The organism is Pseudomonas brassicacearum, from assembly GCF_003732175.1.
Lineage (GTDB): Bacteria > Pseudomonadota > Gammaproteobacteria > Pseudomonadales > Pseudomonadaceae > Aquipseudomonas > Aquipseudomonas brassicacearum_G.
On sequence record NZ_MOBI01000005.1, the window covers coordinates 186,395 to 198,699 of the forward strand.

The 12,305-nt window shown below is 59.7% G+C and carries 12 protein-coding genes and 1 riboswitch; of the genes, 8 read left to right on the forward strand and 4 right to left on the reverse strand.

Going from position 1 to position 12,305, the window contains the following annotated elements; translation table 11 throughout:
• Positions 1 to 2: 2 nt before the first annotated feature.
• Both ligB and BK658_RS04890 read left to right on the forward strand, forming a co-directional pair.
• On the forward strand, positions 3 to 1,685 hold the full coding sequence (gene ligB, locus BK658_RS04885; protein WP_123581300.1) for an NAD-dependent DNA ligase LigB: 1,683 nt from the start codon (positions 3 to 5) through the stop codon (positions 1,683 to 1,685).
• A 97-nt stretch (positions 1,686 to 1,782) separates the two neighbouring features.
• On the forward strand, positions 1,783 to 2,178 hold the full coding sequence (locus BK658_RS04890) for a DUF1090 domain-containing protein (RefSeq protein WP_123581301.1): 396 nt from the start codon (positions 1,783 to 1,785) through the stop codon (positions 2,176 to 2,178).
• Between the two features lie 194 nt (positions 2,179 to 2,372).
• Here BK658_RS04890 and BK658_RS04895 read toward each other — a convergent pair whose 3' ends face one another.
• The gene (locus BK658_RS04895) at positions 2,373 to 2,822 is read right to left on the reverse strand and encodes a c-type cytochrome (protein WP_019694045.1); all 450 of its coding nucleotides are present in this window, start codon (positions 2,820 to 2,822) and stop codon (positions 2,373 to 2,375) included.
• A 128-nt stretch (positions 2,823 to 2,950) separates the two neighbouring features.
• Here BK658_RS04895 and mltA point away from each other — a divergent pair, with 128 nt between their 5' ends.
• Entirely contained in the window at positions 2,951 to 4,135 is a 1,185-nt protein-coding gene (mltA, locus tag BK658_RS04900; protein WP_123581302.1) for a murein transglycosylase A, read from the forward strand.
• A 128-nt stretch (positions 4,136 to 4,263) separates the two neighbouring features.
• Here the strand turns inward: mltA and BK658_RS04905 are convergent, their stop codons facing one another.
• Complete coding sequence (locus BK658_RS04905; protein WP_123581303.1) at positions 4,264 to 4,647, reverse strand: MAPEG family protein; 384 nt, start codon at positions 4,645 to 4,647, stop codon at positions 4,264 to 4,266.
• Positions 4,648 to 4,682: 35 nt separating this feature from the next.
• Positions 4,683 to 5,516 carry an EamA family transporter gene (locus tag BK658_RS04910; RefSeq protein ID WP_123581304.1) on the reverse strand — a complete coding sequence of 278 codons (834 nt, stop codon included), beginning with the start codon at positions 5,514 to 5,516 and terminating at the stop codon, positions 4,683 to 4,685.
• 198 nt (positions 5,517 to 5,714) lie between these two features.
• Between BK658_RS04910 and BK658_RS04915 the strand changes: the two genes are divergently transcribed.
• Positions 5,715 to 6,884: an MFS transporter gene (locus BK658_RS04915; RefSeq protein WP_123581305.1), complete on the forward strand. Its 1,170-nt coding sequence runs from the start codon at positions 5,715 to 5,717 to the stop codon at positions 6,882 to 6,884.
• Between the two features lie 187 nt (positions 6,885 to 7,071).
• Here the strand turns inward: BK658_RS04915 and BK658_RS04920 are convergent, their stop codons facing one another.
• Positions 7,072 to 7,476 (reverse strand): acyl-CoA thioesterase, encoded by a 405-nt coding sequence (locus BK658_RS04920; RefSeq protein ID WP_019694048.1) that lies wholly within the window; start codon positions 7,474 to 7,476, stop codon positions 7,072 to 7,074.
• Between the two features lie 198 nt (positions 7,477 to 7,674).
• A riboswitch (S-adenosyl-L-homocysteine riboswitch) is annotated at positions 7,675 to 7,777 on the forward strand.
• A 22-nt stretch (positions 7,778 to 7,799) separates the two neighbouring features.
• Between BK658_RS04920 and ahcY the strand changes: the two genes are divergently transcribed.
• The 4 genes from ahcY to BK658_RS04940 all read left to right on the forward strand — a co-directional run bounded on the left by ahcY (position 7,800) and on the right by BK658_RS04940 (position 12,264).
• Positions 7,800 to 9,209: an adenosylhomocysteinase gene (ahcY, locus tag BK658_RS04925; protein WP_123581306.1), complete on the forward strand. Its 1,410-nt coding sequence runs from the start codon at positions 7,800 to 7,802 to the stop codon at positions 9,207 to 9,209.
• A gap of 167 nt (positions 9,210 to 9,376) precedes the next feature.
• Positions 9,377 to 10,222 (forward strand): methylenetetrahydrofolate reductase [NAD(P)H], encoded by an 846-nt coding sequence (metF, locus tag BK658_RS04930; protein ID WP_123581307.1) that lies wholly within the window; start codon positions 9,377 to 9,379, stop codon positions 10,220 to 10,222.
• An 87-nt stretch (positions 10,223 to 10,309) separates the two neighbouring features.
• Positions 10,310 to 11,392: a hypothetical protein gene (locus BK658_RS04935; RefSeq protein WP_123581308.1), complete on the forward strand. Its 1,083-nt coding sequence runs from the start codon at positions 10,310 to 10,312 to the stop codon at positions 11,390 to 11,392.
• Between the two features lie 56 nt (positions 11,393 to 11,448).
• Entirely contained in the window at positions 11,449 to 12,264 is an 816-nt protein-coding gene (locus BK658_RS04940; RefSeq protein WP_123581309.1) for a substrate-binding periplasmic protein, read from the forward strand.
• Positions 12,265 to 12,305: the final 41 nt, after the last annotated feature.

Below are 12,305 nucleotides of genomic sequence, written 5' to 3' on the forward strand. Positions count from 1 at the left end.
TGATGCTGCCCACGCTTCGTCTGTTGATCGGTTTTTGGTTGATCGTTGCCTGCCTGAACGCCAACGCCAATAGCTGCCCCGACTGGCCCCCCATCCGGGCCCAAGCCGAAATCACCGCGCTGCAAGAGCAAATCGAGCGCTGGGACGACAGCTACCACCGGCAAGGACATTCACTGGTCACCGACGAGCTTTATGACCAGTCCCGCGTCCGCCTCAAGGCTTGGCGAGAATGCTTTGCCCCGGCCACAACACCTGAAAATCCGCTGCGTGCCGCCCGCGGCACGGTTACCCATCCGACTCCCCATACCGGCCTCGAAAAGCTCATCGACGGTCGAGCCGTCGAAGCCTGGCTCAAGACACGCGACGATATCTGGGTTCAGCCCAAAGTCGATGGCGTTGCAGTCACGTTGATTTACCGTGAGGGCCAGCTCCAGCAGGCGATCAGTCGCGGCAACGGTATCAACGGCCAGGACTGGACCGCTTCGGCGCGCAAGATCGCCGCGATCCCCCAGCAACTGCCGCAGCCACTGGATTTGCTGCTGCAAGGCGAGCTCTATTGGCGCCTGACAGATCATCTGCAAGCCAAAAGTGGCAGCCTGAATGCCCGAAGCGCCGTGGCCGGGTTGATGGCCCGTAAAGAACTGAACCTTGTGGACGCCAACGGGATAGGACTATTCGTCTGGGACTGGCCGCAAGGTCCGACCAGCTTGCCAGAGCGCCTGGCCGCCCTCAAAGCGCTGGGCTTCCCTGACGGCGAGTTCTACAGCCACCCCGTCAGCGCATTTGCCGATGCCGAGCGTTGGCGCGATCACTGGTATCGCACACCCCTGCCGTTTGCCAGCGACGGTATTGTTTTGCGTCAGAGCCAACGTCCGGCGGCAGAACGCTGGGAGGCGAAAACACCGTTCTGGAGTGCGGCCTGGAAGTACCCTTTCGCCCAGGCGTTGGCTGAAGTGCGCCAGGTTAACTTCAAGATCGGGCGCACCGGGCGCATCACCCCGGTGCTCGAGCTTGCTCCGGTCATGCTCGATGACCGACAGATCAAACGTGTGAGCGTCAGTTCGTTGCAGCGCTGGCAGGCCATGGATATCCGCCCCGGCGATCAGGTCGCCATCAGCCTTGCCGGGCTGACCATCCCGCGACTCGACAGTGTCGTGTTGCGCAGCACTGAACGACCTGAGGTCAGCGCACCGCGTGCAGAAGACTTCCATCACCTCAGCTGTTGGCAACCGAAACCGGGCTGCGAAAGCCAGTTTCTCGCACGACTGACCTGGCTCAGTGGCAAGCAAGGCCTGGCGCTACGCCATATAGGCCCCGGCACTTGGGAAAAATTGATCAGCGCCGGACGCCTCAAGGGTTTGCTCGATTGGTTGACCCTCGACGCCCAAGAGCTTGCTAACATTGACGGTTTCGGCGAGCGCAGCAGTGTCCGCTTGCTGAACAGCCTGCAAAGCGCCCGGCAACAGCCCTTTTCACGCTGGCTGAAGGCTTTGGGCTTACCGCCCGCGGGCGAGGCCAGACTTGCGGACTCATGGCAATTACTGGCGCAACGAGACACTGAGCAATGGCAGACCGAAGCCGGAATCGGCCCGGGGCGCGCGGCGCAATTGAGCGCATTTTTCCGCGACCCGCAGGTGCTGGCCTTGAGCGAACAATTACACGCTGCCGGGATAGACGGTTTCTAGATATGCAGAGAGCCGGCAGTTTTGAACCCAATGGGTATCGATGCGCTCCAACAGCCCATCTGCTGCCGATCTGATGATTTTTTTAAACGGAGCCTTTATGAAATTTCTTTCACCGCTCGCCATACTGACCCTTTGCGGCGTCATGGCGACACCGCTGATGGCTGCCGAAGAAACCCCGGAGCTCACTGGCTGCGCTGCCAAGCGCCAGTCCATCAGCAACCAGATCGAACAGGCCAGGGTGCATGGCAATGCCGGACAACAGTCTGGCCTGGAAAAAGCCCTGAGCGAAGCCACCGAGCACTGCAACGACGCCTCCTTGAAGAAAGAGCGCGAGAACAAGGTGCTCGACGCCAAGCACGAAGTCAGCCGCCGTCAGGCCGACCTCGACAAAGCCATGAAACAGGGCGATGCCGAGAAGATAAACAAACGCAAAGACAAACTCGCCGAGTCCCGTAAAGAATTGCAGCAAGCGCTGGACGAGTTGGATAAGTAAATCCGGACGTGATGGGGAGAGTTTTTGTGGCGAGGGGGCTTGCCCCCGTTGGGTCGCAAAGCGACCCCGATTCGGCTGGCACGGAATGCCAGAATGAATGCGCTCGCTGACATAACGACTGCTGCGCAGCCGAACGGGGCGATGCGGCGCTCCGACGAGCCCCCTCGCCACAGAGTTATCAGATGAGCCTGAAATCAGTGATCACGAAACTGTTTATGGCACGCACTACAGGCGTCTTCGACTTTTTGCACGGCCGGGCCCAGGTTACTGGCCTTGTACGGCTGAACCTGGCTGGCAATCACCAATTCACCGGTGGCGGCCTCAAGCGTGCGGGCCATGTCCTGGAAACGCGCCTGCTGCTGCCAGACACCGTCTTTGGCGCTGGTGTTGCCGTCCTCACGAACCTGTGGGAAATGCTTCCACGGCTCATGGGACAAGGCGTCGAGCTTGACTGCGCCTGCGGTAAAACGCGGGCCATCGAACGGGATACGTCCCCGCAACATGCCGCCCAGGTCTTCGCCGGTCTTGAGCATTTGCTTGAAAATCGCCTTGCGCTGACCCAGCGGCGAGTTCGGATCGACACCGCCACAGGCGGACAGCGTCAGGCAGGCCAGCAATACAACAGAAAGTCTTTTAAGAGTCATGGTGGCTTCAGGTCACGGGAAACGGCGGCCAGTATCCTCGCGTCGTCAGCAAAGACCAATAGCCCTATTAACAATAAGGGTTGCCTGAACGCTGGAAGCGCTCGGGCAACCTGCACAGGAAATACTGCATGAACAGCCGTTTCAAGGCCTGGCGCAACACTCTGCTCTGGACCGTACCGATGGTCGCCCTGCTCGCCGGTTGCAACAGTGGCGACACCGCAAAACCACAAACCCACGCCATCGCCACCTATTCCAGCGCGACCTGGGAAGCGTTGCCCGCGGTATCTGATAATGACTTGCTGGCCGGCTTCGGTTCCTGGCGCAGCGCCTGTACTCGCCTGAAATCCGACCCGGTCTGGGGCGCGACCTGCGCAGCGGCCGCCAACGTGCCGCAAACCGCAGACGCCATCCGTGGTTTTCTCAAGGAACAGCTGGCGGTCTACGGCCTGCGCTCCTCCAGCGGCAATGCGAATGGCTTGATCACCGGCTATTACGAGCCGGTCTATCCGGGCAGCCTGACGCAGAACCCGGTGGCCAATGTGCCGGTTTACGGTGTACCGGACGACATGATCATCGTCTCGCTTGAGAGCATTTACCCCGAACTCAAAGGCAAGCGCCTGCGCGGGCGCCTTGAAGGCCGGGTGCTCAAGCCTTACGACGATGCCGCCGCCATTGAAACCAACGGGGTCAAGGCGCCTGTGCTGGCGTGGCTGACCGACCCGATGGACCTGCAGTTTCTACAAATCCAGGGCTCGGGCCGCATTCAACTGGAAGATGGCCGCCAACTGCGCATCGGTTATGCCGACCAGAACGGCCACCCCTACCGCCCAATTGGCCGCTGGCTGGTGGATCAGGGTGAGCTGAAAAAGGAAGACGTAACCATGGGCGCCATCAGTGCCTGGGCCAAGGCCCACACGACGCGCATTCCTGAACTGCTCGGCAGTAACCCGAGTTATGTATTCTTCAGCCGCAATCCTGACAGCAACGAAGGTCCACGCGGTTCGTTGAACGTGCCACTGACCTCGGGTTACAGCGTGGCGGTGGACCGCAAGGTTATTCCGCTGGGCAGTCTGCTCTGGTTATCCACTACCCGCCCTGATGGCAGCGCACTGGTACGCCCCGTCGCCGCACAGGACACCGGTGGCGCGATCACCGGCGAAGTTCGCGCCGACCTGTTCTGGGGCACCGGCGATGCCGCTGGGCAACTGGCTGGCGACATGAAACAGCAAGGGCAAATCTGGATGCTCTGGCCAAAAGGCGCGGCGTTGCCGCAATTGCCGCAGGTGACCGATGCGGTAAAAACTACCCCTTAGGCAATGTGTCGACTGGACTATTGCTATCGCGAGCAGGCTCGCTCCCACATTGGAATGCATTCTCCTGTGGGAACGAGCCTGCTCGCGAAGAGGCCAATCGAAACACCGAAAATTACGGCTACTGAACTTCAGATCGACACAAAAAAGAAACTGGCAATCAGCCCCATGCCGACAAACCACACCAGCGAACGCAGGATCGCCCAGTCTGCCAGGTAGCAGATGATGTAAAGCAGGCGACTGGTGATGAACAGCACCGACAGCACGTTGATCGTCACCAGTTCGGCATTGCCGGCCAAATGCGCGACGATGACCGCAGCGGCAAACGCCGGGGTTACTTCAAAGCTGTTCAACTGGGCCCAATGGGCACGCTTGGCAAACCCGTCGAGGGACTCAAGAAAATCTCGCGGATCATGATTATCCTGAAGCCCGAACTTGCCGCCGGTCTTGGCGATGGCGGTGCACAGGTACGGCAAGAAAATCGCGATCAATACACACCACAGAGCAACAGTCATTACGGATTCCTTTTCAGAGATTGTTGAACGTTCGCTCAAAGCTTCATGACCAGCATACCGACCAGCACCAGCCCACAGGCCAGGAGTCTGGGTCTGCCAAAAGGTTCTTTGAGGTAACGCATGCCGAACAGCACCACCAGGATCACACTGATCTCGCGCAGCGCCGCCGCTTCGGCAATCGATCCCAACTGCATGGCCCAGAGCACCAAAGCGTAGCTGAACAACACGCAGAACCCGACGCTCAAGCCCAGTCGCCACTGCTCACGCCAGAACAGCATGAAAGCCGGACGTTTGCGCACCAGTGCCAACAGCGGAAACGGCCAGGCGCTGACCAACGTGACCCAGACCAGATAATCGAGCGGGTGCGACCAACGCCGTAACGCCTGCCCATCAATGAAGGTGTAGCAGCCGATGCACAAACCGATCAGCACCACCACCGGCAACATCGACCACGGCAAACGCTCCCCGCCACCGCCCTGCCAGAGCAGGCACAGCATGCCGAACGGGATCAGCAAAATGCCAAGGATCTGCTGGGTCGTCAGCACTTCGCCCACAAAGATCAGTGTCAGCGCCAAGACCACCAACGGCGACAAACCGCGCATCAGCGGATAGACCAGTCCGAGATCGCCAACTCGATAGGCCTGGATCAGCAGATAGCGGTAGAACAACTCGAAGGCCGCTGAAGCGAGTATCCACGGCCAGATGTCCATCGGCGGCAGCGCGACGAAACCCAGCATCAGCGCGACAAACAGCATCGCTACACTGTCCATGCAGGCCACGACCAATAACCGCTCAGCACTGAATTTGATCAGGGTATTCCAGGCTGCGTGCAACAGCGCCGCCACCAACACCAGAATCGTCGCAAGCACCCTGCTCTCCTTGCCCGCATCAACCGAATTGATTCGCCATATGTCAGCAGCTGTTTATACTGCAACCGACCACGCCGCACTCAGTTGCGCACATACTTATTCCAATAAATTTCTGCTGCTACCCGATCCTTACGGAGCCGGGAGCGCGCATGCGTATGCCTGATCAGAGCGTCAAGACTACCGACAGAGACCTTGCGCATGCCACTCGCCTTGCTTGCACTGGCTGTTGCCGCCTTCGGCATCGGCACCACTGAATTCGTCATCATGGGCTTGCTGCCCGATGTCGCCCGCGACCTCGCCGTGAGCATTCCGCACGCCGGCCTGCTGATTACCGGTTACGCCCTGGGCGTGGTGTTCGGTGCACCGATCCTCGCGATCGGGACGGCCAACATGCCACGCAAAGCCACGCTGCTGGGCATGACGCTGATGTTCATTCTCGGCAACATCCTCTGTGCGCTCGCTCCGAACTACGCCACGTTGATGGCCGCGCGGGTGATTACCGCGTTGTGCCACGGCGCATTCTTCGGTATCGGTTCGGTGGTCGCTGCAGGTTTGGTGGCGCCGAACAAACGCGCCCAGGCGATTGCGATGATGTTCACCGGCCTGACCCTCGCCAACGTACTCGGCGTACCGCTGGGCACCGCGCTCGGGCAATACGCCGGCTGGCGCTCGACCTTCTGGGCAGTGTCGGTGATCGGCGTGATCGCAGCCATCGCCCAGTGGGTCTGGTTGCCGAAAGAGATCGCCATGGACAAGGCCAACCTGGCCAGCGAATTCAAGGTACTGGGCAAAACCAATGTGCTGCTGGCGTTGGGCATGAGCGTGCTGGCATCGACCAGCCTGTTCAGTGTCTTCACCTACATCGCACCGATCCTGCAGGACATCACCGGCGTCAGCCCGCACGGCGTAACCATCATGCTGTTGTTGTTCGGTGTGGGCTTGACTGCTGGCAGCATGCTCGGCGGACGCCTGGCCGACAGCCGCTTGCTGCCGTCATTGGTCGGCATGGCCCTCGCCGTCGTGCTGGTGCTGGCCGCATTCAGCCAGACCAGCCACTCGGTGATCCCGGCAGCCATCACCCTTGTGCTGTGGGGCGTGTTCGCCTTCGCCCTATGCCCGATCCTGCAACTGCTGATCATCGACCAGGCCGTCGAGGCGCCAAATCTGGGTTCAACCCTGAACCAAAGCGCCTTCAACCTGGGCAACGCAGCCGGTGCGTGGATCGGCGGGCTGGTGGTGGCCAGCGGCGCCGACCTTGCAGACCTGCCGTGGACCGGCGCACTGGTCAGCGGCTTGACTGTGCTGACGGCGCTGTTCTTTATCTACCTGCAACGCCGCGAAGCGGCAACGGCCAACGTCCCTGGCTAATCGACGCGCTCCGTCAGATTGCTATCGCGCGTCTTGCACAACACCTGTGGCGAGGGGGCTTGCCCCCGTTGGGACGCGTAGCGGCCCTAAAACCTGCCATCGAATTCCTTCAGTTCAGACTTCACCGCCCGGTTTACGACTGCTGCGCAGCCGAACGGGGGCAGCCCCCTCGCCACAAAGCGTGCGACTACTCGACGGCGGGATCGTCCTGGAACTGGTCTTTGACGTACTTGATCTCGGTCCGGCCATGGGGCGCAGGCAAGCCGTCTTCGCCCAGGTTGACGAAGACCATCTTCTCGACCGTGAGGATGCTTTTGCGGGTGATCTTGTTGCGCACCTCGCACGTCAGGGTGATCGAGGTACGACCGAATTCGGTAGCGGTGATACCCAGTTCGATGATGTCGCCCTGGCGTGAGGCGCTGACGAAGTTGATTTCGGAAATGTACTTGGTGACCACACGCTGGTTGCCCAGCTGGACGATTGCATAAATGGCGGCCTCTTCGTCGATCCAGCGCAGCAGGCTACCGCCGAACAGCGTGCCGTTGGGGTTAAGGTCTTCGGGTTTTACCCATTTGCGGGTGTGGAAATTCATGCTCGCTCCTGACCGTCTTGCCGATTGATGCCGGCCATAATGGCAGACCGGGCAGTCATGCTCCATGAGGCTTCGACTATGGTCGCCATTAGCGATCTTCATCTGGCCGACAGAAACCCTTTGGAAGTCTGGCCCAGACGGCTATAATCGCCCCCGTTTCAAAACGGTCATCTTCGATTGGTACCGTTTTCCCGCCACCTGTCCGAGGGGCGCTGCAGCAGGTTCGACCTGTCAGGCTCGGATGGGGCGTTGCCCGGCCATGATCGGCTGGACACTAAACGCACAACGGCGCCCATTCGCATACTTACGAATGGAGGCTCTTCATGAGCGCTGTAATCACGCCTGCAGATTTTAACGACTACAAAGTTGCCGACATGTCCCTGGCTGCCTGGGGCCGTCGTGAAACCATCATCGCCGAATCGGAAATGCCGGCCCTGATGGGTCTGCGCCGCAAGTACTCCGTCGAGCAACCGCTCAAGGGCGCGAAGATTCTCGGCTGCATCCACATGACTATTCAGACTGCCGTGCTGATCGAAACCCTGGTTGCCCTGGGTGCCGAAGTACGCTGGTCGTCCTGCAATATTTTCTCGACTCAGGATCAGGCCGCTGCTTCGATCGCCGCTGCCGGCATCCCGGTATTTGCCTGGAAGGGCGAGACTGAAGAAGAGTACGAGTGGTGCCTGGAGCAAACCATCCTTAAGGATGGCCAGCCTTGGGATGCCAACATGATCCTCGACGATGGTGGCGACCTGACCGAGCTGCTGCACAAGAAGTACCCACAAGTACTGGACCGCGCTCACGGCGTGACCGAAGAAACCACCACTGGCGTACACCGTCTGCTGGACATGCTGGCCAAGGGCGAGCTGAAAATCCCGGCCATCAACGTCAACGACTCGGTGACCAAGAGCAAGAACGACAACAAGTACGGCTGCCGTCACAGCCTGAACGACGCGATCAAGCGCGGTACCGACCACCTGCTGTCCGGCAAGCAAGCGCTGGTCATCGGTTACGGTGACGTGGGCAAGGGTTCGGCCCAGTCCCTGCGTCAGGAAGGCATGATCGTTAAAGTCTCCGAAGTTGACCCGATCTGCGCCATGCAAGCCTGCATGGACGGTTTCGAGCTGGTTTCGCCGTTCATCGACGGTATCAACAACGGCACTGAAGCAAGCATCGACAAGGCCCTGCTGGGCAAGATCGACCTGATCGTGACCACCACCGGCAACGTGAATGTTTGCGACGCGAACATGCTCAAAGCCCTGAAGAAGCGCGCCGTGGTCTGCAACATCGGTCACTTCGACAACGAAATCGACACGGCTTTCATGCGCAAGAACTGGGCATGGGAAGAAGTGAAGCCACAGGTTCACAAGGTTCACCGTACTGGCACGGGCGATTTCGACCCACAGAACGACGACTACCTGATTCTGCTGGCCGAAGGCCGTCTGGTTAACCTGGGCAACGCCACTGGCCACCCAAGCCGTATCATGGATGGCTCGTTCGCCAACCAGGTTCTGGCGCAGATCTTCCTGTTCGGCCAGAAGTACGCCGACCTGTCGCCAGCCCAGAAAGCCGAGCGCCTGACCGTGGAAGTACTGCCGAAGAAACTCGACGAAGAAGTGGCCCTGGAAATGGTCCGCGGTTTCGGTGGTGTGGTCACTCAACTGACCAAGCAACAGGCTGAATACATCGGCGTGACCGTTGAAGGCCCGTTCAAACCGCACGCTTACCGCTACTGATTCACGCGGCTGTCCGCTCCCCTTGTAGGAGCTGGCTTGCCTGCGATTGCATCACCGTGGTGTTCTTGTAACATCGCAGTGCCTGCATCGCGGGCAAGCCCGGCTCCTACAAAAGCCAGTCCTCATGTGGGTCAGCCTTCGGCTTACGAGTTTCAAAGGGTATTCCTATGTCCCAAGACCGCCGCTACAGCTTCGAGTTCTTCCCTACGAAGACCGATGCAGGGCATGAAAAGCTCATCGCCACTGCCCGTCAGCTGGCCACGTACAACCCCGATTTCTTCTCCTGCACCTATGGCGCTGGTGGTTCGACCCGTGATCGCACCCTCAACACCGTGTTGCAGCTCGAAAGCGAAGTCAAAGTCCCTGCCGCACCGCATCTGTCTTGCGTTGGCGACAGCAAGGCTGACTTGCGCGGCCTGCTGGCTCAATACAAGTCGGCCGGCATCAAGCGGATCGTTGCTTTGCGCGGTGACCTGCCTTCAGGCATGGGCATGGCCAGCGGCGAAATGCGCCATGCCAATGACCTGGTGAGCTTCATTCGTGAAGAGACCGGCGATCACTTCCACATCGAAGTCGCCGCTTACCCGGAAATGCACCCGCAAGCACGCAACTTCGAAGACGATCTCACCAATTTCGTGCGCAAGGCCAACGCCGGTGCCAACAGTGCGATCACCCAGTACTTCTTCAACGCCGACAGCTACTTCTACTTCGTCGAGCGTGTACAGGCGATGGGCGTGAACATCCCGATTGTTCCGGGCATCATGCCGATCACCAATTACAGCAAGCTGGCACGTTTCTCCGACGCCTGCGGTGCGGAAATACCGCGCTGGATCCGCAAACAGCTGGAAGCCTATGGTGACGACACCCAAAGCATTCAGGGTTTCGGCGAGCAGGTGATCACCGAAATGTGTGAACGGTTGTTGCAAGGCGGTGCACCAGGGCTGCATTTCTATACCCTGAACCAGGCCGAACCTAGCCTGGCCGTCTGGAACAATCTGAAACTGCCACGCTGAAACAGGCGTAGCATTCAGAACGAGGCCCTGGCGAAACCCAGGGCCTTTTTTTTCATTCTCCCAACTCGCCAGGGATGATCGCAGTAGATGTCCACAATTGCCCCAGTCACAAACCCTCAACTGATTTATCTGGTTTACGGTGCCAACACCTACCACCAGGAAGCAGTGTTCAGTATTGCCAGTGCCTTGGCAGGGTTGCGCGAAACACCGGGCGAAGGCTTGGACATCCAGGTTTTCACCGACAACCCGGCGCCTTACCGCGACTTGCCGGTTCGGGTTCGAGAGCTGGATGAAAGCACCCGCCAGGCGTGGATTGCCCCGCATGGTTATCACTTCCGCGCCAAGCATGTGGTGATGCAGCAGGTGTTGCGCGAGTCCGAGCGTGCGCTGCTGATCGACACCGATACATTCTTCCACTGCTCACCACTGGAACTGTTCCGTCGCGTCGAGCCGGGCACCCTGCTGTGCAATGCCTTTGGATTGCAATACGGCAGCAACAAAGAGGCGGGGCTGTATCGGACACTGGCTGGCGTACTGCAGCAAAGACAGCTGGCAGATGACCAGATGCCGCTCCTGAACTCGGGAGTCATCGGCCTTGATCGCGTCGATGCCGGCGTTCTCGATCATTCGATCGCCTTGATGGATGAGCTGTACCCTCTGGCGCAAGGCGCCTATACCCTTGAAGAATTCTGCCTGTCGGTAGCGGCCTACCGCACAACGCAGGTGCGCGAGTGTCCGGACCTGATTCATCACTACTGGAGCCGCAAGCAGCTGTTTCGCGCCAAGATCAAAGCATGGCTGGACAAGCATGCTGCCGACCCGATCAGCACCTTCGCGCTGGATGAAACCCGCCTGGTGACCGCGACACTGCCGCGACCACCGACACTCCAACGTCTGGCCTATAAAATCGTGACCCTGGCGTTGCCCAGACATCAGCGCCAGTTCATGCGTGAAATCCTCTACGGCTGCTACCAGCACACCAACCCGTTCGATCAGGCCTGCACGCCGGTCTGGTGGGAAAAGGCTCGTGACAACGTCGAGCGCCGCCTCGACAGCCCCCTTGAAAACCATCAACTCGAACACTGGTTCAACCACCCGATGATTCGCCTGGTGCTGGGCGAACGCCGCAAGGCCATCTACTTGCACCTGGTGCAGACAAAAGGCGACTAACCCTCGGGCTAGACACCCTCTAGCTATTTCACCGGCTCTCGTCGTAATCTCCTGCGATGCCCGTCATTGCCCAATTGCTGACAGCCGTGCTTTTTGCTTGCCTGAGCTTTGCCGCTCGGGGCGAGAAACTGCGCATTGTCACCGAGCCTTGGGCACCTTACGTCTACGAGGAAAACGGCCAGGCCCTCGGGCTGGACTACGAAACCACGGCGATCGTCTTCCAGCGCCTGGGGATTGAGGTGGAGTGGCAGTTCCTGCCATGGAAACGCTGCCTGGCCATGCTTGATCAAGGGTTGGCCGACGGCGCGCTGGATATCTTCCACAGCAGCGAACGCGACGCCACCTTGCTCTATCCCAGCGAACCACTTTCGGAAGTCGAGTTCGTGCTGTTCTATGCCAATGATCGTCCTCACCCCTTCCGCACCCTCGAAGACCTGCGCGGCCTGACCATCGGCACCTCGCCCGGCTACCTGTACAGCCAGGACTTCAGGGACTCGACCCTGTTCACCCGCGAGCCTGCGCCGACCCATGAAGCCAACTTTGGCAAGCTGCAGCGCGGTCGCATCGACCTGCTGATCACCGACCGTCGGGTTGGCCAAACCCTGCTCGACACCTTGAAACTGCGTGACCAGATCAGCGAAAGCCCCACGGTCATCAGTCACCAAAGTCAGTTTCTGGCCCTGCGTCGCAATGCCGGCATGGACCTGCTGGTGCAACGTTTCGGCGCCGAGCTCAAGCGTTTCAAACGCGAACCGGCCTACGCTCAATTGAGTGCGCGTTATGGCGCCGGCCCGGTACCTGACGCTACGCAGATCACGCCGCAAGCCAGCAACGGGAAAACCGTTGAGCAGCAGGAAAGCAGCGCTCCGTGATTGCTCTGTTATACTCCGGCCTTCCCGCCAGGCTTACGCCC

Bases quoted from the DNA above. Each gene is read 5' to 3' on its own strand.
- ligB (WP_123581300.1), top strand. From the start codon at position 3: ATGCTGCCCACGCTTCGTCTGTTGATCGGTTTTTGGTTGATCGTTGCC.
- BK658_RS04890 (WP_123581301.1), top strand. From the start codon at position 1,783: ATGAAATTTCTTTCACCGCTCGCCATACTGACCCTTTGCGGCGTCATG.
- BK658_RS04895 (WP_019694045.1), bottom strand. From the start codon at position 2,822: ATGACTCTTAAAAGACTTTCTGTTGTATTGCTGGCCTGCCTGACGCTG.
- mltA (WP_123581302.1), top strand. From the start codon at position 2,951: ATGAACAGCCGTTTCAAGGCCTGGCGCAACACTCTGCTCTGGACCGTA.
- BK658_RS04905 (WP_123581303.1), bottom strand. From the start codon at position 4,647: ATGACTGTTGCTCTGTGGTGTGTATTGATCGCGATTTTCTTGCCGTAC.
- BK658_RS04915 (WP_123581305.1), top strand. From the start codon at position 5,715: ATGCCACTCGCCTTGCTTGCACTGGCTGTTGCCGCCTTCGGCATCGGC.
- BK658_RS04920 (WP_019694048.1), bottom strand. From the start codon at position 7,476: ATGAATTTCCACACCCGCAAATGGGTAAAACCCGAAGACCTTAACCCC.
- ahcY (WP_123581306.1), top strand. From the start codon at position 7,800: ATGAGCGCTGTAATCACGCCTGCAGATTTTAACGACTACAAAGTTGCC.
- metF (WP_123581307.1), top strand. From the start codon at position 9,377: ATGTCCCAAGACCGCCGCTACAGCTTCGAGTTCTTCCCTACGAAGACC.
- BK658_RS04935 (WP_123581308.1), top strand. From the start codon at position 10,310: ATGTCCACAATTGCCCCAGTCACAAACCCTCAACTGATTTATCTGGTT.
- BK658_RS04940 (WP_123581309.1), top strand. From the start codon at position 11,449: ATGCCCGTCATTGCCCAATTGCTGACAGCCGTGCTTTTTGCTTGCCTG.